Raw genomic sequence first — 23,588 nt, forward strand, 5'->3', positions numbered from 1 at the left:
CCTCATAACCCGGCTTTCAAGCTTGCCTCAATGAATCTATCCAGGTCGCCATCTAACACGGCCTGTGTATTACGCGTTTCAACGCCAGTACGTAAATCCTTAATGCGAGAGTCATCCAGAACGTAAGAACGGATCTGACTCCCCCAACCGATGTCAGACTTGTTGTCTTCCATCACTTGTTTCTCAGCATTTTTCTTCTGCATTTCGTATTCGTACAGCTTAGCTTTCAGCTGACGCATTGCCTGATCTTTGTTCTTGTGCTGAGAACGGTCATTCTGACACTGGGTCACAATGTTGGTCGGAATATGGGTAATACGTACTGCGGATTCCGTCCGGTTAACGTGCTGACCACCGGCACCTGAGGCGCGGTATACGTCAATACGCAAATCGGCTGGGTTGATCTCGATATCAATATCGTCATCTACTTCTGGGTACACAAACGCAGAGCTAAATGACGTATGACGACGACCACCAGAGTCAAACGGGCTTTTACGTACTAGGCGATGAACGCCAGTTTCAGTACGCAGCCAGCCGTAAGCATATTCACCGGAGATTTTTACGGTCGCAGATTTCAGACCAGCCACTTCGCCGTCTGATTCTTCAATAATTTCGGTTTTGAAACCTTTGGCTTCCGCCCAACGCAGGAACATACGCAGCAACATGCTTGCCCAGTCCTGTGCTTCTGTCCCGCCAGAACCGGCCTGAATGTCGATATAACAATCGGCGCTGTCGTATTCACCAGAGAACATACGACGGAATTCTAACTGAGCCAGTTTGGCGTCTAACTGATCCAGCTCAACGACGGCCTCATTGAAGGTCTCTTCGTCGTCGGCTTCGATAGCCAGCTCCAGCAATCCGGATACATCATCCAGACCCTGAGTCATTTGATTGATGGTGTTAACGATTTCTTCTAACGAGGAACGTTCTTTGCCCAGCGCCTGTGCGCGTTCTGGCTCATTCCATACGTCGGGCTGCTCGAGCTCGGCGTTAACTTCTTCTAGCCGTTCTTTCTTGGCATCATAGTCAAAGATACCCCCTCAGAACTTCTGTCCGGTCAGACAGGTCCTGGATACGGCTTTTTACCGGATTAATTTCAAACATATTTTCTTATATCTTTCGTTAAGTGTTCAGCGACGGAACCATGTCATTCCTCTAAAGGAATTCCTAAACCGTCATAAGGAGACGATAAAAATAGCGTTAAGGCAGCGTAATGAACTAAAAAACTGCTTACGCCTAGCTTTCGACTCTATCAAAATGTCCTTACAGAATATAGCAACTCACATCTATAAATGGCAGTCATTCCGCGATTTTCAAGCTCTATTGCTGCAATTTCCGGCGAGGAACGACGCGATTAAAATGTATGGCTTATTGCAGGCTCGCTGTTATTACTTCTTCTTATAAAAGAGCGACGTCTCACTACACTTAATCATCTGAGCAATATAACGAGAACAAAAAGGGGCAGCTTGTGCTACCCCTCATACATTACATGGATTTTTGTTCGAGTGCGTCAGCGCGGCCAAAGGTGCTGAATCATCAGCTGTACACTGCGGTTGCCACGATATTCGTTAATGTCCAGCTTAAATGCCAGCTCCACTTCACGCACGCTCGGATCCGGCCACAGCGTGGTATCCACGTTGAAAGCGATACCATCTAGCAGCGGGCCGCCGCCAACGGGCTCAACCATCAGTTTCAGATGACGTTCACCCACCAGCCTCTGCTGCAAGATTTTGAACTTGCCGTCGAAGGTAGGATCCGGGAACGCCTGCCCCCATGGCCCTGCATCGCGCAGCAACTCTGCGGTTGGCAGCGAAAGCTCGTCCATCGCCAGTTCACCATCAGACCAGATCACGCCTTCAAGCTGAGACGCATCCAGCCATTCGCCCACCAGTTCAGCAAAGCGCTGGCGAAACTCATCAAAGCGCGACTCCTCTAATGACAATCCGGCCGCCATCGCATGACCGCCAAACTTCATGATCAAACCGGGGTTCTGCGAATCAATACGCTCTAGTGCATCGCGCATGTGCAAACCGTGAATGGAACGACCAGAGCCTTTCAAAATGCCATCGCCCGCCGGAGCAAAAGCAATCACCGGACGGTAAAAACGCTCTTTGATACGTGAAGCAAGAATACCCACCACGCCTTGGTGCCATTCAGGATGATACAACGCTAAGCCATACGGCATTTCAACCGTAGTGCGCTCCAGCTCGCTGCAAATCTGTAATGCCTCAACCTGCATGCCCTGCTCTATCTCACGGCGCGTCACGTTTAAACTATCCAGATCGCTGGCAAGCTCGCGCGCTCTTGGCATCTCATCACAGAGTAATAGCTCAACGCCAACCGACATATTATCCAAGCGCCCTGCGGCGTTAAGACGTGGGCCAAGCGCAAAACCTAAATCACTTGCGACTAACTGACGGGCATCACGATTGGCAATTTCCAACAACGCACGGATCCCAACACGACATTTACCCGCACGGATACGATTAAGCCCCTGATGCACCAAAATTCGGTTATTGGCATCCAGCGCCACAACGTCTGCCACCGTGCCTAACGCCACTAAATCGAGCAGGTCAGCTAGATTCGGCGCGGCGATCCCGTGTTGTTCAAACCAGCCGTGCTCATTGAGATGTTTGCGCAGCGCTAACATCAGATAGAACGCCACACCAACACCGGCTAATGACTTCGACGGGAAACCACAGTCATTGAGATTCGGGTTAACCATGGCATCAGCGGCTGGCAAGATTTCGCCCGGCAAATGGTGATCGGTAACCAGTACTTTGATCCCGCGAGCATGCGCATTATCAACGCCTGCATGAGACGATATGCCGTTATCAACGGTCATGATCAGCTCTGCGCCCATGGCAGCGGCCTGCTCAACCACTTCAGGGCTTAGTCCGTAGCCATCTTCAAAACGGTTCGGTACCAGATACTGGACGTTTGCCGCCCCCATGCTGCGCAATGCCAGCATGGAAAGCGCGGTGCTGGTTGCGCCATCGGCATCGAAATCACCGACGATAACAATGCGCTGATGCTCAGACAGTGCCTGATGGAGAAGCTCTACTGCGCGATCGATACCCGATAACGTCTGGTATGAGAGTAAACCTTTAACCCCACGCTCCAGCTCTTGCATGCTAACAATGCCACGGTTGGCATAGACGCGGCGCAATAGCGGATGGAGATCGTCAGGAAGTTCATGATTTTCCACCGCCTCTCGGCGGCGGAGCTGTGTTGATACGATCAAACCAATTAACCTTTAGCCTTGCTCATGGCTGCCTGCGCATCCAACATCGCCAACATCTCTTTCGGCCCCTGATAACCAGGGATCACGGTGCCGTCGTTAAGCACAATGGCAGGAGTTCCCTGCACGCCAAACTGCACGCCGAGCTCATAATGTTTTTTGATATCAACATTACAGGTTGCTGGCTGAGTAGCTTCACCGCTCAACGCTGCATCAAACGCCTTACGACGATCGGCCATGCACCAGATTGACTGCATATCTCTTTCCGCCTGAGAGCTTAAGCCCTGACGCGGGAATGCCAGATAACGCACGGTGATACCCAGATCGTTATACTCTTTCATCTGCGAATGCAGTTTGTGGCAGTAGCCGCAGGTGATATCGGTAAAGACCGTAATCACGTGTTTTTCTTTTGGTGCTTTGTAGACAATCATCTCAGGCACCAGCTTTTGTAAACGGCCAACCAGAATCTGGTTAGTCACGTTAACCGGCACCGCGCCGCTGACGTCATACATCGGACCTTGCAGAATGTGCTTACCATCGCTGGTTACGTAAAGCACGCCGTTGTCGGTAAATACCGTTTGCAAACCAGCAACCGGAGAAGGCTGAATCTCGGCTTTCTGTACGCCCAATGTTTTCAGCGACTGCTGGATTTCAGCATCACCTGCATGTGCTGCGCCAGTGACTGAAGCCGCCAGCAAAGACAGCCAAATTAAACCTTTCTTCATTGCGTAATCCTTGTATTTCCCTGCGCCTTACGCACGGGGATGATGCTGTTGATGTAGCTGCTTCAGTCGTTCGGTAGCTACATGCGTATAAATTTGGGTTGTGGACAGATCGCTATGTCCTAACAACATTTGTACGACACGCAAATCTGCCCCATGGTTCAGCAAATGGGTGGCAAAAGCATGCCTGAGCACATGCGGAGACAGGCGCGAGCTATCAATTCCCGCCAGTACTGCATAATGTTTAATGCGATGCCAAAACGTTTGGCGCGTCATCTGCTGGGCACGATTACTCGGAAACAGCACGTCGATCGTTTGCCCATTCAGCAGCCATGGCCGACCATATTCCAGATAATATTCAATCCAGTAAACCGCCTCTTCACCCAGCGGTACCAGCCGTTCTTTATTACCTTTACCGATAACGCGCACCACCCCCTGACGCAAACTAACATCGGCCTGCGTCAGCCCCACCAGTTCAGAAACGCGTAGTCCGGTGGCATAAAGCACTTCAAGCATCGCCTTATCACGCAATTCTATTGGGTTCTCAACGCTTGGCGTTTGTAGCAACGTATCAACCTGTTCTTCGGTGAGATCTTTCGGTAGCCGCTGCGGTAGCTTTGGCGACGATAATAACGTCGTTGGGTCATCGCTACGCATTTTTTCACGATAGAAATACTGAAACAAACGACGCATAGCGCTAAGTAAACGGGCTGAACTGGTTGCTTTATAGCCGCCATCGACGCGTTCAGCCAAGAAACTTTGCAGCTCAGAAACCTGAGCCTGTAATAAATCGGAATGGTTATGCGCCAGCCATTCAGCCAGCGACCGTAAATCTAGACGATAAGAGGCCAGCGTATTTTCGGCTAAGTTGCGCTCTAACCACAGCGCATCTAAAAATTGTTCTATCAGTGCCTGATCTTGCTCGTGCACCGGCGACTCCATTGATAAAGACTCAAACCAAGGTTTAGTGTGCATTATGCCTGACACGGATTCAAATCTGATACACTCTGCTGTTATGTATTTGTAACCCGACGGCAGCAACTCCCCTGCGCTCTTTACATTACCGCAGCGTTGGCTACCTTCTTTCACCCTGATTGCCGCCTAGTCGCAGCTCGAATGTTTTTAGGTATTACTATGAAGATAGGTCTTTTTTACGGCTCCAGCACTTGCTATACCGAAATGGCCGCTGAAAAAATTCGCGATATTCTCGGCGCCGAGTTAGTCGATTTACATAACATCAAAGACGTTCCCATCCAGCGCATGGAGGATTACGACATTCTGATCCTCGGCATTCCAACTTGGGACTTTGGTGAGATTCAAGAAGACTGGGAAGCCGTCTGGGACGTACTCCCAACGTTGAATCTACAAAACAAAATCATCGCCATGTATGGCATGGGCGATCAGCTTGGTTATGGCGAATGGTTCCTCGACGCTCTGGGTATGCTTCACGATCGTTTACTGCCGCTAGGCGTGCAGTTTGTCGGTTATTGGCCAACAGAGGGCTATGAGTTTACCAGCCCTAAACCGGTGATTGACGATGGCAAGCTGTTCGTTGGCTTGGCTCTCGACGAAGCGAATCAATACGATTTAAGCGACAAGCGCCTAGAACAGTGGTGCGAGCAGATCATGCTGGAGATCGCTGAGTTACTGTAGCCTGATGCTTACTGCATACATTGCATATAAAGAAACAAAAATGCCCGATGGAAACCTCGGGCATTATTCATTAATCACTCTGGTGCGTTTGCATCAGCGTGCGGCGCAAATGACACCATGCTTCTGGCGTCAAACTGTCTGCCGCAATCCATAAACGCTTTTTCTTTCCCTGCTTTTTCACACTTTTCAAAGGTAGCAATGCGCCAAAATCACTAATCCAAGGCGTCTTACATAACTCCCACTCATTGTGCTGCCATAGAATATGATTGTCCGCCAGAAAGCTAAACTCTCCCTGAATCTTAGCGATCTGCTTTTGACTGCGGATACATTCAAACACCACTAAAGTCAGCAACACTAGCCAATAAAAACTGTAGTTTTCCGGCCAGGGTGCTAGCAAAATCAACAAAATCAGAATGCCATGCGTAACCAACAACAAGAGTTGCGTTCGCCATGACACTCGTACATCACAACGCCATTGGTCCACGATCTTTGTTTCGCGTTTGAATAAGTTTAACCATATGCGCTAATTCAGGATCCTTGGGTGAACCGTGGTTCATGAGCCAATTAAAAAGATCGGGATCGTCGCACTCAAGTAAGCGTACAAATGTCTGTTTGTCTGCATCGCTCAGTGAATCATACTCATGTTCGAAAAACGGCATAATGGAGATATCCAACTCACGCATACCGCGGCGGCAAGCCCAATGAATGCGTGATTTATTTCCTATATCCATGATTTACTCGCTCCTGATCAGTTAACCTTATTCTTATAAGATAATCTTGTAAGACACCCCGTAACTCACTGGGTTCCCAGTCGATACGAGATACGCCGCGCCATTTTAGCGCGAATCTAAGGAAGATTTAGAAAATAGGTTCACAAACTGACATATTTATTCGCGCATTATGTACCAGACCGTGCCTTAAACCTCGGCAAATATAAGGTTTATAGAAAAACTCGGAATTCTCCTCTCTCTTTGGTGCCTTATTCCCCCCTATTTGCCACTACGTGTGAGCATTTATACCCACGGCGCAATATTTCCATTTGCAATCCAACCCACCTCTCTTAACATGGTGAGATTCCATTTCGGGATTGCATTAGTAGGGAACCATCATGACTTTGAACTCTCTTTTCGCGCCACGCCAATCGGTAGCCTCTAACCACCTGCCCTTAACGATAATGTTGCTCAACGATTGGCAGTTGGTAAACGTGACGGGGCCTGACGCTAGCAAATATTTGCAGGGCCAGCTAACCGTAGACGTGGCCGCACTCACTGAGCATGAACACACCCTCTGCGGGCATTGCGACGCGAAGGGAAAAATGTGGAGCGATCTGCGTTTATTCCATCGAGCAGAAGGCTTCTCTTATTTGGTACGCCGCAGCGTGGCAGAAAACCAAATCACCGAATTGAAAAAATACGCGGTGTTTTCCAAGCTCACTATCAGCGCAGACAATGATGCAGTGATCCTCGGCGTTGCTGGCTTTAAAGCCGACGCGGCACTTGCAGCCTATTTCCCGCAGTTGCCTGATGCCAACACACCGGCGGTGACACATGAAGACACCACGCTGCTCTATTTATCTCAGCCAGAAGCACGCTATTTACTGATAACCTCTTTATCCACCGCAGAAATGCTTACAGATAAGCTGCGTGATAGTGCGCAGTTCAACAACGGTCAGCAGTGGATTGAGCTTGAAATCGAAGCGGGCCAGCCAGTTATTGACGTCGCTAATAGCGGGCAGTTTATTCCACAGGCCACGAATCTTCAGGCGCTGGATGGCATCTGCTTTAAAAAAGGCTGTTACACCGGCCAAGAAATGGTGGCTCGCGCTAAATATCGCGGTGCCAACAAACGTGCGCTTTATTGGCTGCAAGGCTCTGCTAGCCGCGTGCCGCAGGCCGGTGAGGATTTAGAACTCAAGTTAGGTGAAAACTGGCGACGCACCGGAACGGTATTAGCCGCCGTTCAGCTTAACGACGGAAGTCTAAACGTTCAGGTCGTGCTCAATAACGATTTAGAAGCCGACAGCGTTCTGCGCGTTCGTGACGATGAAGGCAGCATGCTGACGATTCAACCACTGCCATATTCGTTGGTGGAAGGGTAATTCATTCAGCTTCTCTGAATACCCCCTCCCAACCTCCCCCTTCGCAGGGGGAGGAGCCTACCGAGTACGGGATTAATACCGAGAACCATTCAGCCCCCTCCCCTGCGAAGGGGAGGGCTGGGGTGGGGTCAGACGTATGACTAAAATATTCACCCGCGCGCGTATTTGGCCGCATCCAAAAACAGCTCATGATCGGGGCGAATGCCGGTATACAACACAAACTGCTCAACCGCTTGAATAGCAAAAACTTCAGCGCCACTAATCACCGTTTTCCCCTGAGACTTGGCATAACGAATCATCGGCGTTTCTGATGGCAAAGCAACAACATCAAAAATAACCTTCGCACGGTCGATCTCATCTTCGCTAAAGGCCAACGTGTCAGCGTCGGCTCCGCCACTCATGCCGATAGGCGTTGCGTTGATTAACACATCGGCTTCCACGCCCTGCATATCCGGCCGCCACTCATAGCCATACAGTGAAGCCAGCTGCTGTCCGGTTTTTTCATTCTTGGCCACAATATAGCCCTGTTTAAAACCAGCGTCTTTTAACGCACAGGCCACGGCCTTCGCCATTCCACCGCTGCCACGCAGGGCAAACACGTGTTCAGGAGAAACGGCATACTGCGCCAACAGCTGGGCAATCGCTAAGTAGTCGGTGTTATACGCTTTCAGGTAGCCATCGGTATTCACAATGGTGTTAACGGAATCAATGGCTTTAGCTGATGCATCCATCTCATCCACCAGCGGGATAACATCCTCTTTAAACGGCATTGAGATTGCGCAACCCCGGATCCCCAATGCACGTACACCACCAATTGCCGCTTTGATATCTTTGGTCGTAAAGGCTTTGTAGAGATAGTCCAGATCGAGCGCATCATAAAGATAATTATGAAAACGTGTGCCGAAGTTGCTCGGGCGCGCCGCCAGCGACATGCATACCTGAGTATCTTTATTGAGATGTTTAGTCATAGAACCTCTTCGCCAAAAAATGAATCCAGAAAAGCCGCAGAGTGACACCTGCCTTTGCCACTATCATGGACTAAAACAAACAGGGTGAAAATGGCTGAGTTTGTTGTTAACAGTTCCTCTTTTAACCCACGCTCTGGCTGAGCCAAAATGCAAAAAAGGAGCCATTAGGCTCCTTTTGTATAGGCATCAACTTGGTGAAACTTAGAAGTTGTAACCCGCAACCAGGTAGTAACCCCAGCCGGTAGATTTCACGTCAAAGTTACCTTTGCCGAAGTTCAGCTCAGTACCATCCTGCCATTGTCCACCGTTATGGAAATAACGTGCAACGAAGGAGTAGTGCCAGTGATCGTAGTTCAGTGCCAAAATGTGGCTAGATGCGATGGAGTTGCTGCTACGAATACGCTGACCATTCAGTTCGCTGTGGCCAGAGTCTTTACCTAAGTCAGAACCCCAATCGAAGTTGGTGAAGCCGATGTAGCTCAGCTTGCCACCCAATACTTCGGTGATTGGCACGAAGTATTTAACTTTGAAACGGTAGCCGTCCCATTCGTTTTCGTTGGCCGCATTGTAGTTCTGCCACTGGTATTTGGCATACACGTTCATCGACAGGCTCATTGGCAAGCCGGTATCAATGTCGGTACCCAGACCCATGTACCAAGTGCTCTGACGGTTATCGCTGTTACGACCCATATCGTAGATATAGTTATTCGCGAAGTACCATTCTTTGAACGGACCGAAGCTCAGATCGGTGCCGGTCAGCTTATCAATAGAGAAGCGCGGTTCAATTTCCATGAACAGCGGGGAACCGTGGTTCCAGATACCGCGAGAGGTGCTGTCACCGCCGAAGAACATTGGCGCATCCACGTAGCCGTAGAAGTCGAACCAATCTTTCTTAGCAAAAGCTTCGTACTCAAGGTAAGTATCGTCTCTCAGCTGTGGTCCAAAGCGCGTATGGGCGCTGCCCACCACGTTAACGCTTTGATGCCACCAGTCAGAAAGATATTCGCTGTTGTTGTCTGCTGCTACAGCGGTAACGCTGCTTGAAAGTGCAAGCACGGTGCCTGCAGCTAAAATTATTTTTTTCATAATATTGCTACTTACCTTAAGCAAAATTCCCTGCCAGGGAAAAGACCCATGTAAACATCACCACAAATAGCCATCAATTGATCAACAACCCACCTTTCTGGCCGTGCGTATTATAGAAATTATTGCTCACAAAAATCTGTGATCTCTGAATACATTCTTAAATACGTAATCGATTGCGTTCACGTTTGCGATGAAAAAATTCGGAGGGATTCTACAATCTTTGCTGCAATAATCAAATTTAAAACCCGACTATTGATATAGAAATTGCCCTGAAAGGCTTATTCCATAAGGCATTCGCCGATAAACGGCCTCGTTTTTTTGTGTCTGGATGAAAAGTTGCGCAACTTACAAAAGGAAAAAATTGACGAAACTTTGCCGTTGTTACAATGTCGCAGGCCAATAAATGTTTGAATGCTAATAAATCAATCGCTATTTTGTGAAAATCATGACAAGCGCTTTGATGACCTATTTTTCCTAAAGTATTCCAAAAGCCAATCCATTCGCTCTAAAGCCATATAATTATCTGATAAACAAAAATAAAGTCATTCGCATCGTAATTAGCGCAAATATATTTGGGCTTACACGTGTACACTGGAATAATTCTCAGCTAACCTAGCTCTAGTTTTAAGCAACAGCATGATTTCCATTGTTCAACAGAGGTAGTGCCGCACTATGGCAAAGGCAAACATTGTTCAGCAGGGATATTCACTGGCAGAGGAAGTTGCCAACAGCATCAGCCACGGAATTGGTTTCATTCTGGGGATCGTCGGCCTGGTTCTATTGTTGGTTCAAGCCATTGGCACCGGTGCCGATGCCACTGCAATCGCTAGCTATAGCCTTTACGGCGGCAGCATGATTTTGCTGTTTCTTGCATCCACGCTCTATCACGCCATTTCACATCAGAACATCAAACGTTGGCTGAAGGTGTTTGACCACTGCGCCATCTATTTATTGATCGCCGGTACCTACACCCCATTCCTACTGGTTGGATTAGATTCCACCTTAGCCAAATGGTTGATGGGGGTTATCTGGGGTATTGCGCTGTTTGGTATTTTGTTCAAACTCGCGTTTGCCCATCGCTTTGAAGTACTTTCACTTATCACCTACCTCACGATGGGATGGCTGTCATTAATTGTTATCTATCAGTTGGCAACCAAGCTGGCATGGGGGGGCGTAACGCTACTGGCCGTAGGCGGTATTGTTTATACGCTAGGGGTTATTTTCTACGTCAGTAAACGAATTCCATACAACCACGCGATCTGGCATGCGTTTGTGCTGGGCGGATGCGCCTGTCATTTTTTTGCGATTTATTTGTATGTGTAGATCGAAGGGGAGGGTTTTGTTCGCCTATATCTATGCGGTCCTAGTGAAAGGTTTCGTTCGCCTATCAATAACAGCTATCACATATTGCTAGAGTCGAAGGCGACCGATGAGGGGCGCCAGCGCGCGCCCCTTCAATCCTCGCGCTTTTATCCGAGACGCCATCTCCGCGCCGGGTCGGCATGCGCCATCCTTGGCGCCTCCTCCCCTCGTGAAAACATCCTGTTTTCACTGCTCTAAATGCCACGACTTAAACTCAAAAAAAGATAGAGCTTTTGTCTTTTGGGTTTGACCTTTTCCGGCACGTTGTTCTTCAGCCGAATAGAGGAATGTAGGCTAGGATTTGCCGACCGGACGTCGGCAAAAGGGCGACGGAGGCATGGATGCCGATTGTCGCTCGTTCCGTTAAAGCCTAAATGACGAAATGAGGGAACCTGCGAAGCAGGCTGAAGAACGGTGCCAAGCCGGGATGCAAGGCGGCGGCGATTGAGCCGCCTTGCTCGGACGCTGGCACAGTACAGAGGTGAAATTCATAGCCTAAAAGCGTACGAAACCTTACTCGATACTAAAAACCATCAAACCTCTGCACAATACTGATGTAAGACTAGATATTTTGGGGCGGACATAACATCACCACATTTAAGCCTTATTCTCCGCTACCTTCCCACCCACATACTTACTCATCTTAATCACTATCGGCGACAGCAAAATCAACGCTACGAGGTTTGGCAATACCATCAATCCGTTGAACATATCCGCCATATTCCACACCAGCTCGACTTTGAAGAACGAGGCAATAAAGATGAAGGCAATCACCACCAGTTGATAGGCACGTACCGCACGTTGGGAATTGAATAGATAACGAATATTCATTTCACCATAGTAGTACCAGCCAACAATCGTTGAGAAAGCAAAGAAGAACAGCGAAACCGAAATAAACAGGCTGCCAAAATAGCCATAAACATAGGTATACGCTTGCTGAGTCACCGCAATGCCTTGTCCGGTGAATACACCAAGGAAGTTGGTCTGGGTTTTACCACCGAGCTCCCACATGCTCATACCCGATGTGATAATCGCCAATGCGGTTAGCGTGACGATAACGCACACCACAAACACGCCCATCATCGCGATATAGCCCTGTTGTTCTGGACGCTCAACCTTAGCCACCGCGTGAGCATGCGGCGTCGAACCCATCCCTGCCTCGTTGGAAAACAGACCGCGAGCAATACCAAAACGCATCGCCTGCTGAATCGCAATCCCTGCACCACCGCCCAATACCGCCGTTGGATTAAAGGCCGCCACAAAAATCGATTTAAACGCCGGTAAAATATAGTGGCCGTTGTGCACCAAAATCACCAAGGTGCCCAGCAGATAAAACACCGCTTTAATCGGCACCACTTTCTCGGTGAATGAGGCGATGCTGCTGATCCCCCCATAATCACCACGCCGGTGATCACCGCCAATACAATACCGATCACCCAGCCCGGTACGCCCAGAGAGCTATTAAATGCCGCGGCGATAGAGTTGGACTGCACCATATTGCCGATAAAGCCCAGCGCAATAATCACCAACACGGAGAAAATACAGGCCAGCCATTTGCAGTTCAGCCCTTTTTCAATGTAATACGCGGGGCCGCCGACCACTTGGCCGTTTTTATCTTTTGATCTGAATTTTTGCGCCAACATCGCTTCTGCGTAAATCGTCGCCATTCCCAGAAACGAGGAAACCCACATCCAGAAAATCGCACCGGGGCCACCTGCCACTATCGCCGTTGCCGGACCAGCCAGATTGCCGGTACCGACCTGCCCAGCAATAGCCGTTGCAACCGCCTGAAATGAACTCATACCCTGTTTATCAGCCTTCGCGCCCGACAAAGAAATACCGCCGAACAGCGCTTTAAAACCAGAGCCAAAATGACGGATCTGAATGAAACCCAAACGCAGCGTGTAATAAATACCTGTTCCACACAGGAGGAAAATCAGCAGTTCATCCCAAAGCAGGCTGTTCACCTGATTAACCAACTGAGCAATGAATTCCATAATGCCTTACCTGTTTTTATGCCAGTGCGTGTGTTGTCACACGTCATGGTTGTTGTTTTAAACCAATAGTTCACCCGAAGTCTGTATAAGCACCAAGGTGGGTTGCCATAATGAAAAATGCAGATGTATCAACAAATAAGACCAGATAGGCCCCGTTGATCTCGTCTTAAAAAGGGGAACATTTCACGGTGAGAACTCTATCACACTTTTGTCGCCAGACTTGCCCAGAAACCGACCATCAGTAACATGAGTAAAAATGATGATTAGCGTAAGTAATAGGATGCAATAACAATGTAATCATTTAATATTTATAAGTTTTTACATTATCACTCAGCCAAGCTTTAATTGTGGTTATTGGGTTTTGTCATTAGAAAATCTCACCCAAAATTAATGAAAAAAAGTAAGGCTTAAAGATATTCCTGAGCACGATAAATAAAAAAAGCCTCATCAACTAAGCGATGAGGCTGAAACCGAAGAGATGTTATGTCAGACAGCCTTCGGGGTAGGTGAAATAATAAGAAGAAATCTTAAAACAGTTCGCTCATATTCAGTTGGCTCATCAACAGCGCGTTATCGCTGTAATCAACCGGCACGGCAACAACCGCTGGGCCTTGTACGTCCATCGCAGCACGCAGCGTGCTTTCCAATGTTTCTGAAGACGTTACGGCAAATCCTTTGGCACCAAACGCTTCCGCGTAGGCTTTAAAGTCGATCGGGCCAAATTTAACCCCCGACGTGCGGTGGTATTTCTTATCTTCTTGGATCGCTACCATATTGTATTCTTCATCTACCCATATGATATGTAACAGATTCACGCCTAAGCGTACTGCCGTTTCCAATTCCATGCTGGACTGCATAAAACCACCATCGCCGGAAACCGAAACCACCTTACGGCTAGGATCGACCAACGCGGTGCCAATCGCCCACGGTAACGCGACCCCCATCGTCTGCTGCCCGTTTGAAATCAGCACCTGACGCGCACGGAAGCTGTATAAATAGCGGGCGATCCAAATATGAAAGCTCCCCATATCGACGCACAGCGTCACGTCGCTATTCACGATGTCCTGCATGGCTCTCACCAAGCGCAGCGGATGAATGGCAAACTGGGTTAGGCTTCTTCCTTTCTGCGCTAAAAGATCGCGCTGCTGACGGCACTCTTCTAAAATCGCCACCGCGTCGCTGCTTAAATCAAGCGCGGCATGAATATGTTCAGATAGCAGATCTAACGTCTCTGCGATATCCCCCACCAGCTCGATATCCGGCTGATAATCGCTATCGGTTTCGGCAGGCATAATGTCGATGTGAACCAAATCGGCACCATCGTTGTTCCACTGCGCTGGCTCATATTCAATTGGGCTATAGCCAATCGTTATGACCAAATCAGCGTTACGCAGTAAGCGGTCACCCGCCTGATTATTGAAAAGTCCGACACGCCCAGCAAAACGATGGAAGTGAGCCTGATCGATAACCCCAGCGGCTTGATAAGTGCTGGTGACCGGCAGCCCACTTTTATGTAAAAGGCGGCGAATAGCGTCCGCGTTACGCGGCTGGCTTGCCATCAAGCCAAGAAAAATCACCGGATTTTTCGCTTTTTCAAGCCGACGAGCCACCTGCACGATACTTTCAAAAGGAGCCGCGCCCAGAGTAGGATGCTGTGTCGTTAACACCCTGCTGTTGACCGGCTCATTGAGAATATCCATCGGCAAGCTGATAAAACTGGCTCCGGGGCGTCCAAACTCGGCGGCACGAAAACCGTTCGCCAACACTTCAGACAAAGCCGATGCCGAAGTCACCTCGGCGGAATATTTGGTTACCGGACGGAACATCGTCACGGTATCCATCGTCTGATGCACCTGTTTTAGATGATCGGCACGCTTCACCGCCCCGCCCAGCGCCACCAAAGGATCGCCTTCTGAGGTTGCCGTCGCTACGCCGGTAATTAAATTGGAGCACCCAGGTCCCGATGTCACTAAGGCAACACCGGCTTTACCGGTTAAACGCCCAACCGCTCCCGCCATAAATGCCGCGTTGGCTTCGTGGCGAACGGCAATAGTTTCAATGCTGGAATCAACCAACGAGTTAAACACCCTATCAATTTTCGCACCAGGGATACCAAATACGTGTTTAACCCCCTGAGCTTCTAACTGAGCGACGATCAAATCCGCCCCGCACTGCCATGCTTTATTGCTATCAGACTTTTTCATGGAACCACACTCCTCGCAGCCAAAAAGGCTTAACTTTCAACGGAACGAATCGCCGTATCTAAATTTGCAGGGCACAAATCGGCCTGCATAAAATCATCATCATGTGGGAAATCGATCAGTAATTTATCGATAGAGCCAAAGGTCAAAACGCCGCTTTCCACCTGATAATCAAGAATATGGCCACCACAGTCGCGCTCCGCGGTGATGAAGTGCTCGTGATATCCCGCAACGTTGATACCTTGCATATAGTTAGGTGTCAGAAAGCCAATCAACACCCCTTCGCGATGTTCAATGTGGTATGTCGGCTGAGCCTCAATGGCTTCCTGCATTGGTTTGTAAGGGCGGTGCTGCTCCGGCACGGTACGCGTTTCTACGTTGCGGAAAATCCCGTCAATGCGCAGCGCGCAGAAGGCATTTTGGCTGGTGAGCATTTTGTCGATAACCTGATGGATCTCATCTCGGCTATGCAAACGATTGATGCGGTATTCTTCCGTCGGTTGGAAAAAGGTCATCACCGCAAAAGGCGTTTTTTGTTCAGGTTTGGCACGGCGAGCGCTGCCGTCGCCACGTAGCTGGAAAATATTGCGGTTAAACGCAATCATTTCGCCATCAAGATGGTTGAAGGTGCCTAAGCCAAAGTCTCCGTGCTGGAGCAAATCGGCCATCGTTGTCTCCCCTTCATAAACCCCGCTTAATAGCGCACTCATTAGAGAAGTTTGATAAATGACGCGTTCTGGGTGTGCACGTTGCAGCTGCATAGCCGTTTTTGCGATGTCTGCCACGCATGAACAGTCAGAAGGATGTGATTTCATGAGGTGATCCAGTTTTTCAATTATTAGCGTTATTAACTAAAGGTTGACTCCTTTCAGCAATGAGTTCCAATATGATGTTGTGTTCACTTTGAGACGTTTTTGATATGGAACTACGCCATTTACGCTATTTCGTCGCGGTGGCTCAGACAGGTCACTTTACGCGCGCCGCCGAACAGTTGGGGATCTCACAGCCCCCACTCAGCCAGCAAATTCAAAGACTTGAACATGAAGTTGGCACCCCGCTGATTAAGCGTTTAACACGTGGGATTGAGCTAACCGAAACGGGAAAAACACTCTACAAAGACGCCTGTGAAATCATCAAACTCACCGATGCGGCGCTTGAGCGAGCACGCAATGTCGCCCGAGGCATAAGCGGAACGGTCAATATCGGCTTCGCCTGCTCCACGGCGTTTAATCCTGCGGTTTTTTCTTTGCTGCATAGCTTTAGAGAAAACTACCCAATGATGCATCTTCAGCCGCAGGAGAAAGAGATGTCCGGTTTGATGAATGCATTAGAAGAGGGAAATATCGATTTTGCGTTTATTCGCCTGCCGTGCGAACGCAGCAAAGACTTTATGTGTCGCGTCATCGACACCGAAGAGATGATGGTGGCACTCCCTCGCCAGCATCCACTTAGCCGTAACAGCGCGGTTTCACTGATCGATCTCAAAGATGAATCGCTGATCACTTTTCCACGCGAAGTAGCCCCCAGCCTTTACGACCAAACCATTCATGCCTGTGAAGTCGCCGGATTCTCGCCCAATCTAGGCCAGCAGTCGCCTCAATTAACCTCCGCGATCAGCATGGTGGGCGGTGGTTTTGGCATGGCTATCGTGCCTGACTCGTTAAGCAAAATTGATGAGAAAAACGTGGTGTGTTTGAAGCTCAAAGACACTCTGCTAACCAGCGATATTGCCATTGCGTGGCGACGCGGCGACAGCAGCCATATTATTTTGCACTTACTCAATTTGCTGTAACGCTTAGCTCAGTCATAAACGCCCATAAAAAAACCGCCCTGACGCAAGGTTCACGTCAGGGCGGTTTTGTTTAGGCTGCCTATCTAAATGCTATTCGTATTCAGAGATTGGCACACAAGAGCAGAATAAATTACGGTCGCCGTAAACATCATCCAGACGTTTTACGGTTGGCCAGTATTTATTCTCACGCGTGGATTCCGTTGGGAATACGGCCAGTTCGCGAGAATAAGCGTGCTCCCAGTGACTAACCAGTTCAGCCTGAATGTGTGGCGCATTCACCAGCGGGTTATCCGCCAACGTCCATTCGCCGCTGCTCACGCGTTCAATTTCAGCACGGATTGCCAGCATCGCATCGATAAAGCGATCCAACTCGGCTTTGCTTTCAGATTCCGTTGGCTCAACCATTAATGTACCCGCAACAGGGAACGACATGGTTGGGGCATGGAAGCCAAAGTCGATCAAACGCTTAGCAATATCCATTTCGCTAATGCCGGTTTGTTCTTTCAGCGGGCGAATATCCAAAATACATTCATGCGCGACGCGACCATCGCGGCCTGCGTACAGAATCGGATACGCTGATTTCAGGCGCGTGGCGATGTAGTTGGCATTCAGGATAGCGGTCTGGCTAGCTTTCTTCAGCCCTTCTGCGCCCATCATACGGATGTACATCCAGCTAATTGGCAGAATGGAGGCACTACCAAACGGGGCCGCAGAAACCGCGCCTTTCTGGGTGGTTAAACCATCAATTTGCACCACGGTGTGGCCCGGTACAAACGGAGCCAAATGCGATTTCACACCGATTGGGCCCATACCTGGTCCGCCACCGCCGTGCGGGATACAGAACGTTTTATGTAAGTTGAGGTGAGACACATCGGCGCCAATATAGCCCGGCGTGGTGATCCCTACCTGCGCATTCATGTTCGCACCGTCGAGGTAAACCTGCCCGCCGAACTGATGCACGATCTGGCACACTTCGCGGATAGTTTCTTCATACACGCCGTGCGTTGATGGGTAAGTCACCATGATACAAGAGAGCTCGTCGCCCGCCTGTTCGGCTTTAGCACGCAAATCGTGCAGATCGATATTGCCAGAATCATCACAGGCCACCACCACCACGCTCATCCCCGCCATCTGCGCCGAGGCAGGGTTTGTCCCATGCGCTGAGCTTGGAATTAAGCAAATATGGCGCGCAGCGTCGTTGCGGCTTTCGTGATAGCGACGAATGGCCAGCAGACCCGCGTATTCACCCTGTGCACCTGAGTTCGGCTGCATGCACACGGCATCATAGCCGGTTAGCTGAACCAGCCATTGCGACAGCTGGGAAATCATCATCTGATAACCCATGGCCTGCTCTGGTGGGCAGAACGGATGCAGCTCAGCAAATTCAGGCCACGTAATTGGGATCATTTCCGCAGCAGCATTCAACTTCATGGTGCAAGAGCCCAATGGGATCATGGCCTGATTCAACGCCAAATCTTTGCGCTCCAAGCGATGCATATAGCGCATCATCTCGGTTTCGCTGTGATAGCGGTTAAATACAGGATGCGTCAGAATCGGGTCAGTACGCAGCATGTGGGCAGGAATACTGCCCGCGCTGTCTTCAGCAACGAGAGCATCCAGCGTATCGATATCCAGCCCGTGGTTATCACCCAGCAGAATAGCAAACAGTGCTTCAACGTCTTCGCGGCTGGTCGCCTCATCTAAAGAAATCCCCACTGCGCCCGGAATGTCACTGCGCAGGTTAAAACCAAAGCTCAGCGCACGCGCTAATACTTCAGCCTTGTCTTTCACGGCTACCGTGAGGGTATCAAACCAGCTGTGGTTGCGAACGGTCACATCTTTTTGCTTCAGACCCGCAGCCAAGATATCGGTCAAACGATGAATGCGATCGGCGATGCGTTTCAGGCCGACGGGGCCATGATAGACCGCATACAGGCTGGCAATATTCGCCAGCAAGACTTGAGAAGTACAGATATTGGAGTTCGCTTTCTCGCGGCGGATGTGTTGCTCACGCGTTTGCATCGCCATACGCAGTGCGGTATTGCCCGCGGCATCGCGAGAAACCCCAATAATACGCCCTGGCATAGAACGTTTAAACTCATCACGACAGCCAAAGAATGCCGCATGTGGGCCACCGTAGCCCATAGGTACGCCAAAACGTTGCGCAGAACCAAACACGACGTCAGCACCCAATTTACCCGGCGCGGCCAGCAGCACCAGAGCCATCGGATCGGCGGCAACGCAGGTAATCACCTTGCGGCTTTTCAGTTCATTCATCAGATCGGTGTAGTCGTGCAGCTCGCCGTAGGTCCCCACCTGTTGCAGCAATACGCCAAACACGTCCTGATGATCGAGCACTTTATCTGCATCATCAACGATCACATCAAAGCCAAAGGTTTCAGCTCGGGTACGCACCACGTCCAGCGTTTGCGGATGAACATCGGCGGCCACAAAGAAACGATTAGCATCTTTCAGCTTGCTAGCACGCTTCGCCAACGCCATGGCTTCCGCCGCGGCGGTGGCTTCATCCAGTAAGGAAGCTGACGCTAATTCAAGACCGGTGAGATCCTGAGTCAGCTGCTGGAAGTTCAGCAACGCCTCAAGACGACCTTGGGAAACTTCCGGCTGATACGGCGTATAGGCGGTATACCAGCCTGGGTTTTCCAGCATGTTACGCTGAATAACCGGCGGCATTAAAACACCGTGATAGCCCATACCAATAAAGGATTTGTAACGCTGATTCTGACCCGCAATGGCTTTCAGCTCAGCCAACGCCTGATGTTCCGTTACGGCATCACCGACCGCTGGCGGAGTAGGTAACTGAATATCGGAAGGAACGATCTGCTCGATCAATTCATGCAAAGAGCGTGCACCAACGGTTTCCAGCATTTGCTGTTGCTGTTGGGCAGACGGACCGATATGGCGAGCGATAAAGGATTCGCTGTTTTCGAGCTGGCTGAGAGTCTGGGTCATGAGTGACTGATTCCTAAATGTACATACAAAAGAAATGCTGATTTGACACAACTAAATGCGGCACGAACTCACTTTCTCCCCGCTCAAAATACGGGGGGAGAAAGGATGAAGCACGATCAAGCGCGGCTGCGCCCAACACCATTCACAACGCAGGCATTAATCTTCGATTGAAGATTCGTAGGCTGCGGCATCCAGCAAACCAGCAATTTGCGCTTCGTCTGATGCTTTGATGCGGAACAGCCAGCCTTCGGAATACGGAGCGCTGTTGACCAGCTCTGGCGCACCTTCTAGCTCATCGTTGATAGCAACGATTTCGCCGCTAATTGGCGCATAGATATCGGAAGCCGCTTTCACAGACTCGGCCACCGCACAGTCATCGCCCGCATCGAAAGATGTGCCGACTTCTGGCAGATCGATAAAGACCATATCGCCCAGCAGTTCCTGTGCATGCTCGGTGATACCAACGCTATACACCCCTTCGCCTTCTGCACGAACCCATTCGTGAGACGCGGTATATTTCAATTCAGTAGGCACGTTGCTCATCGACATCCTCTCTTAAATGTTTGTTAAATTTTACTTTATAAGTCTGATTCAATTGGCGTAGCGAGCGTAGCCTAGCTAATCAGGCTTTTACCGTTGCGCACAAAACCGGGCTTCACGACACGCACTGGCATTTCACGGTTACGGATCTGCACGATAGCTTCTTCGCCAATGCCTGCTGGCACGCGGGCCAATGCAATACTGACACCTAATGTTGGTGAGAAGGAACCACTGGTGATCACACCTTCTTGAAGATTTCCGTTGGCATCGGTGAAACGCACCGGCAGCTCATTGCGCAGCACGCCTTTTTCGGTCATCACCAAACCAACCAGTTTTTCGGTACCGTTCTCACGCTGCTGCTCTAATGCTTCGCGGCCGATAAAATCACGATCTTCCGGCGCCCAAGCAATAGTCCAGCCCATATTGGCGGCTAACGGCGAAACGCCTTCATCCATTTCCTGACCATATAAGTTCATGCCAGCTTCTAAGCGCAGAGTGTCACGCGCGCCCAAACCGCACGGTTTAACGCCTGCTTTCACCAGCTTCTGCCAGAACTCTGCCGCTTCGCCGATTGGCAAAGCAATTTCATAACCGTTTTCGCCGGTGTAGCCCGTTGTCGCAATAAAGTAGTCGCCAGCCTGCACGCCGAAGAATGGTTTCATACCGCTGATCGCTTGTTTTTGTGCATCAGTAAACAGCGTTGCGGCGCGCTCTTGCGCCTGCGGGCCTTGCACCGCAATCAGCGCCAGATCGTCGCGCACGGTGATTTCAACGTGATAGGGCTCGGCATGCTCGGTGATCCACGCCAAATCTTTTTCTCGCGTGGCGGAGTTAACCACCAAGCGGAAATATTCTTCTTCAAGGAAATAAACGATCAGGTCATCGATAACGCCCGCAGAGGCGTTCAACATGCCGGTATAGAGCGCTTTGCCCGGTACCGTCAGTTTTGCCACATCGTTCGCGAGGAGGTAACGCAGGAACTCACGCGTGCGCGGCCCACGAAGATCGACGATAGTCATGTGCGACACATCGAACATGCCCGCATCCTGACGCACAGCATGGTGCTCATCGAGCTGAGAACCGTAGTGCAGTGGCATCATCCAGCCGTGAAAATCAACCATACGCGCGCCGCAGGCGACGTGTTGATCGAAGAGTGGAGTCTGTTTGGCCATCTTAACCCTCTTTTCCTGAACGTTTGTCATCCGGTACAAGCCATCCGCTATAGAGTCCCGGGCGCGCTAATAAGATATTTTTTGCCTAAAAATGTTGATGTGAACTCTAAAGCTGAACACCTGTAAACATCGTTACGCAAACGATACCCTGCCCCAGACGTTATCACCGATATCAGCGATTAACCATAAGTTAAAATAAGACCAGACTTTATCGATAGTGAAATTTAGAGAAGGGATAATGCAGAAGTTTCATCTACAAAACTGCGTCGAATGGCACAAAATTAACATTTTCACTGCAACTGCATTGCAGTTATATAACGTATATCGCAATTTTATTAGGGAAAATAGCGGATGTTAAATTGCCATGCATGAGAAAAACTAATTCAAAACCAATGGCAACATTAGAATATTTCAAATCAGGTTGGAGGGATAACCAGGAAGAACAAAAAGGGGGAGCGGCTAACATAAATGCATAGCTAGCCGCGAGGCACTATTTTTACAACGTCTATATTTACAGACTCTATTTTTGCAAACTTTCAGGCAAATCCGCTAAGCCCATGGCATGACGAACCAAACGCGGTTTAAGCCCAGGGAGATTATCAGCCAGCGCCATACCGACATCACGCAGCAGTTTCTTGGCTGGGTTATCTCCGTCGAACAGCTGGCGGAAACCTTGCATCGCCGTCAGCATCACGGCAGCACTGTGCTTACGGGTACGCTCATAGCGGCGCAGATACATATAGCGACCAATATCTTTGCCCTGACGCTGTAGACGTTTGATTTCGGAGGCCAATTCAGCCGCATCCATAAAGCCGAGGTTCACACCCTGCCCAGCCAATGGGTGGATGGTATGCGCCGCATCCCCCACCAGCGCGAGTCGGTGCGCGGCAAAACTGCGAGCATATCGCCCAACCAAAGGATGTGACTGTCGAGCGCTGACGACTTCGCACAGACCAAGACGCGTATCAAACGCAACGGCCAACTCACGGTTGAAATCACACTCAGGCAAAGCCTCTAAGCGCTGGGCTTCTTCTGGAGAAACGGACCAAACGATAGAGCATAAATGCCCGTCTTCCAGCGGCAAGAAAGCCAAAATACCGTTTGGACGGAAAATCTGACGCGCACAGCCTTCATGGGGCAATTCGGTTTTGATGGTAGCCACCAACGCATGGTGCCCATAATCCCAAAAAGTCAGCGGAATATCAGCATGCTGACGCAGCCATGAATGCGCACCATCAGCGCCAATCACCAGACGAGCCGTAAGCATCTGTTCATTATCTAACGTGATGAACGCTTCGTTTTCGCCCCACGCTACCTGTTTAAGTGTCGCTGGCGCAATCATCGTGACCTCGGACTGACGGCTCACTTTATTCCACAGCGCCAACTGGATAACACGGTTTTCAATGATATGGCCAAGGTGGGTATGTCCATACTCTTGGGCTCGAAACGCAATACGCCCAAAGCTGTCACTTTCCCACGCTTCCATGCCCTGATAGGCACTCGCTCTCAGGGCGAGGATATTTTGCCAAACGCCCAGATGCTGTAGCAAACGCTCGCTGGCAGCATTAATGGCAGAAACACGCAGCGCAGGTTCAGGCGTTAGCTCAGTGTGCTCGGGGATACGGCTTTCAATCACCGCAATGCGAAGCCCGCTGCCCTGAAGCGCCGCCGCCGTTGCCAACCCCACCATGCCACCACCGGCAATAACCACATCAAAAGATTGCATTGTGATTCTCTGTTCCTGTTAATTAATCATATTCCTTCAATCGCTCAGGCAACTTAAACA

At 49.9% G+C, this 23,588-nt stretch carries 18 protein-coding genes and 1 pseudogene; 4 read left to right on the forward strand and 15 right to left on the reverse strand.

The annotated features are described in order from the left end of the window. Positions 1-2: 2 nt before the first annotated feature. The 4 genes from prfB to xerD all read right to left on the reverse strand — a co-directional run bounded on the left by prfB (position 3) and on the right by xerD (position 4,902). Positions 3-1,101, reverse strand: a protein-coding gene (prfB, locus tag DSM2777_RS21705) for a peptide chain release factor 2 (RefSeq protein WP_096386376.1) whose coding sequence is annotated in 2 segments (ribosomal slippage) — positions 3-1,025 and positions 1,027-1,101 — 1,098 coding nt in all. Because the reading frame shifts where the segments join, the coding sequence is not laid out codon by codon here. Between the two features lie 406 nt (positions 1,102-1,507). After that, on the reverse strand, positions 1,508-3,241 hold the full coding sequence (gene recJ, locus DSM2777_RS21710; RefSeq protein WP_061555133.1) for a single-stranded-DNA-specific exonuclease RecJ: 1,734 nt from the start codon (positions 3,239-3,241) through the stop codon (positions 1,508-1,510). 5 nt (positions 3,242-3,246) lie between these two features. Next, positions 3,247-3,963 carry a bifunctional protein-disulfide isomerase/oxidoreductase DsbC gene (gene dsbC / locus DSM2777_RS21715; protein WP_025801619.1) on the reverse strand — a complete coding sequence of 239 codons (717 nt, stop codon included), beginning with the start codon at positions 3,961-3,963 and terminating at the stop codon, positions 3,247-3,249. Between the two features lie 27 nt (positions 3,964-3,990). Continuing rightward, positions 3,991-4,902 (reverse strand): site-specific tyrosine recombinase XerD, encoded by a 912-nt coding sequence (gene xerD / locus DSM2777_RS21720; protein ID WP_418009438.1) that lies wholly within the window; start codon positions 4,900-4,902, stop codon positions 3,991-3,993. Positions 4,903-5,094: 192 nt separating this feature from the next. Here xerD and fldB point away from each other — a divergent pair, with 192 nt between their 5' ends. Then, positions 5,095-5,613 carry a flavodoxin FldB gene (fldB, locus tag DSM2777_RS21725; protein WP_061555135.1) on the forward strand — a complete coding sequence of 173 codons (519 nt, stop codon included), beginning with the start codon at positions 5,095-5,097 and terminating at the stop codon, positions 5,611-5,613. A gap of 70 nt (positions 5,614-5,683) precedes the next feature. Here the strand turns inward: fldB and DSM2777_RS21730 are convergent, their stop codons facing one another. Further along, positions 5,684-6,097 (reverse strand): protein YgfX, encoded by a 414-nt coding sequence (locus tag DSM2777_RS21730; protein ID WP_046459697.1) that lies wholly within the window; start codon positions 6,095-6,097, stop codon positions 5,684-5,686. Then, positions 6,078-6,344, reverse strand: a complete 267-nt coding sequence (sdhE, locus tag DSM2777_RS21735; RefSeq protein ID WP_025801623.1) for an FAD assembly factor SdhE — start codon at positions 6,342-6,344, stop codon at positions 6,078-6,080. The genes DSM2777_RS21730 and sdhE overlap by 20 nt, the downstream gene beginning before the upstream one ends. Before the next feature lie 377 nt (positions 6,345-6,721). On the opposite strand from sdhE, the gene ygfZ reads away from it, so the two are divergent. Then, positions 6,722-7,711: a tRNA-modifying protein YgfZ gene (gene ygfZ / locus DSM2777_RS21740; protein WP_061555136.1), complete on the forward strand. Its 990-nt coding sequence runs from the start codon at positions 6,722-6,724 to the stop codon at positions 7,709-7,711. Between the two features lie 149 nt (positions 7,712-7,860). On the opposite strand, the gene DSM2777_RS21745 is transcribed toward ygfZ, so the two are convergent. Both DSM2777_RS21745 and DSM2777_RS21750 read right to left on the reverse strand, forming a co-directional pair. After that, on the reverse strand, positions 7,861-8,679 hold the full coding sequence (locus tag DSM2777_RS21745; protein WP_061555137.1) for a shikimate 5-dehydrogenase: 819 nt from the start codon (positions 8,677-8,679) through the stop codon (positions 7,861-7,863). Between the two features lie 201 nt (positions 8,680-8,880). Next, entirely contained in the window at positions 8,881-9,765 is an 885-nt protein-coding gene (locus tag DSM2777_RS21750) for a nucleoside-specific channel-forming protein Tsx (RefSeq protein WP_046459700.1), read from the reverse strand. A gap of 672 nt (positions 9,766-10,437) precedes the next feature. On the opposite strand from DSM2777_RS21750, the gene trhA reads away from it, so the two are divergent. Then, positions 10,438-11,088: a PAQR family membrane homeostasis protein TrhA gene (gene trhA / locus DSM2777_RS21755; protein ID WP_046459701.1), complete on the forward strand. Its 651-nt coding sequence runs from the start codon at positions 10,438-10,440 to the stop codon at positions 11,086-11,088. Between the two features lie 636 nt (positions 11,089-11,724). Here trhA and DSM2777_RS21760 read toward each other — a convergent pair. The 3 genes and pseudogenes from DSM2777_RS21760 to budA form a co-directional block, all read right to left on the reverse strand. Next, positions 11,725-13,124 (reverse strand): annotated as a pseudogene (locus DSM2777_RS21760) (alanine/glycine:cation symporter family protein). 527 nt (positions 13,125-13,651) lie between these two features. Beyond that, positions 13,652-15,328, reverse strand: a complete 1,677-nt coding sequence (gene alsS / locus DSM2777_RS21765) for an acetolactate synthase AlsS (RefSeq protein ID WP_061555138.1) — start codon at positions 15,326-15,328, stop codon at positions 13,652-13,654. Between the two features lie 29 nt (positions 15,329-15,357). Next, the gene (gene budA / locus DSM2777_RS21770; RefSeq protein WP_043490950.1) at positions 15,358-16,140 is read right to left on the reverse strand and encodes an acetolactate decarboxylase; all 783 of its coding nucleotides are present in this window, start codon (positions 16,138-16,140) and stop codon (positions 15,358-15,360) included. Between the two features lie 104 nt (positions 16,141-16,244). On the opposite strand from budA, the gene DSM2777_RS21775 reads away from it, so the two are divergent. Then, positions 16,245-17,117, forward strand: a complete 873-nt coding sequence (locus tag DSM2777_RS21775) for a LysR family transcriptional regulator (protein ID WP_061555139.1) — start codon at positions 16,245-16,247, stop codon at positions 17,115-17,117. Between the two features lie 90 nt (positions 17,118-17,207). Here DSM2777_RS21775 and gcvP read toward each other — a convergent pair whose 3' ends face one another. The 4 genes from gcvP to ubiI form a co-directional block, all read right to left on the reverse strand. Next, the gene (gene gcvP, locus DSM2777_RS21780) at positions 17,208-20,090 is read right to left on the reverse strand and encodes an aminomethyl-transferring glycine dehydrogenase (protein WP_061555140.1); all 2,883 of its coding nucleotides are present in this window, start codon (positions 20,088-20,090) and stop codon (positions 17,208-17,210) included. Positions 20,091-20,246: 156 nt separating this feature from the next. Then, positions 20,247-20,633, reverse strand: coding sequence for a glycine cleavage system protein GcvH (gcvH, locus tag DSM2777_RS21785; protein ID WP_025799171.1), 387 nt, complete (start codon positions 20,631-20,633; stop codon positions 20,247-20,249). 71 nt (positions 20,634-20,704) lie between these two features. Further along, entirely contained in the window at positions 20,705-21,802 is a 1,098-nt protein-coding gene (gcvT, locus tag DSM2777_RS21790) for a glycine cleavage system aminomethyltransferase GcvT (protein WP_061555141.1), read from the reverse strand. Positions 21,803-22,322: 520 nt separating this feature from the next. Next, positions 22,323-23,528 carry an FAD-dependent 2-octaprenylphenol hydroxylase gene (gene ubiI, locus DSM2777_RS21795; protein WP_061555142.1) on the reverse strand — a complete coding sequence of 402 codons (1,206 nt, stop codon included), beginning with the start codon at positions 23,526-23,528 and terminating at the stop codon, positions 22,323-22,325. Positions 23,529-23,588 lie beyond the last annotated feature (60 nt).

It is taken from the genome of Obesumbacterium proteus, from assembly GCF_001586165.1.
In the GTDB taxonomy this organism is placed as follows: domain Bacteria; phylum Pseudomonadota; class Gammaproteobacteria; order Enterobacterales; family Enterobacteriaceae; genus Hafnia; species Hafnia protea.

What these genes read in the sequence shown, in the direction of transcription:
- ygfZ (WP_061555136.1), top strand. Translation starts at nt 6,722, where the DNA reads ATGACTTTGAACTCTCTTTTCGCGCCACGCCAATCGGTAGCCTCTAAC.
- DSM2777_RS21750 (WP_046459700.1), bottom strand. Translation starts at nt 9,765, where the DNA reads ATGAAAAAAATAATTTTAGCTGCAGGCACCGTGCTTGCACTTTCAAGC.
- alsS (WP_061555138.1), bottom strand. Translation starts at nt 15,328, where the DNA reads ATGAAAAAGTCTGATAGCAATAAAGCATGGCAGTGCGGGGCGGATTTG.
- DSM2777_RS21745 (WP_061555137.1), bottom strand. Translation starts at nt 8,679, where the DNA reads ATGACTAAACATCTCAATAAAGATACTCAGGTATGCATGTCGCTGGCG.
- gcvT (WP_061555141.1), bottom strand. Translation starts at nt 21,802, where the DNA reads ATGGCCAAACAGACTCCACTCTTCGATCAACACGTCGCCTGCGGCGCG.
- sdhE (WP_025801623.1), bottom strand. Translation starts at nt 6,344, where the DNA reads ATGGATATAGGAAATAAATCACGCATTCATTGGGCTTGCCGCCGCGGT.
- dsbC (WP_025801619.1), bottom strand. Translation starts at nt 3,963, where the DNA reads ATGAAGAAAGGTTTAATTTGGCTGTCTTTGCTGGCGGCTTCAGTCACT.
- fldB (WP_061555135.1), top strand. Translation starts at nt 5,095, where the DNA reads ATGAAGATAGGTCTTTTTTACGGCTCCAGCACTTGCTATACCGAAATG.
- ubiI (WP_061555142.1), bottom strand. Translation starts at nt 23,528, where the DNA reads ATGCAATCTTTTGATGTGGTTATTGCCGGTGGTGGCATGGTGGGGTTG.
- gcvP (WP_061555140.1), bottom strand. Translation starts at nt 20,090, where the DNA reads ATGACCCAGACTCTCAGCCAGCTCGAAAACAGCGAATCCTTTATCGCT.
- trhA (WP_046459701.1), top strand. Translation starts at nt 10,438, where the DNA reads ATGGCAAAGGCAAACATTGTTCAGCAGGGATATTCACTGGCAGAGGAA.
- DSM2777_RS21775 (WP_061555139.1), top strand. Translation starts at nt 16,245, where the DNA reads ATGGAACTACGCCATTTACGCTATTTCGTCGCGGTGGCTCAGACAGGT.
- xerD (WP_418009438.1), bottom strand. Translation starts at nt 4,902, where the DNA reads ATGGAGTCGCCGGTGCACGAGCAAGATCAGGCACTGATAGAACAATTT.
- gcvH (WP_025799171.1), bottom strand. Translation starts at nt 20,633, where the DNA reads ATGAGCAACGTGCCTACTGAATTGAAATATACCGCGTCTCACGAATGG.
- budA (WP_043490950.1), bottom strand. Translation starts at nt 16,140, where the DNA reads ATGAAATCACATCCTTCTGACTGTTCATGCGTGGCAGACATCGCAAAA.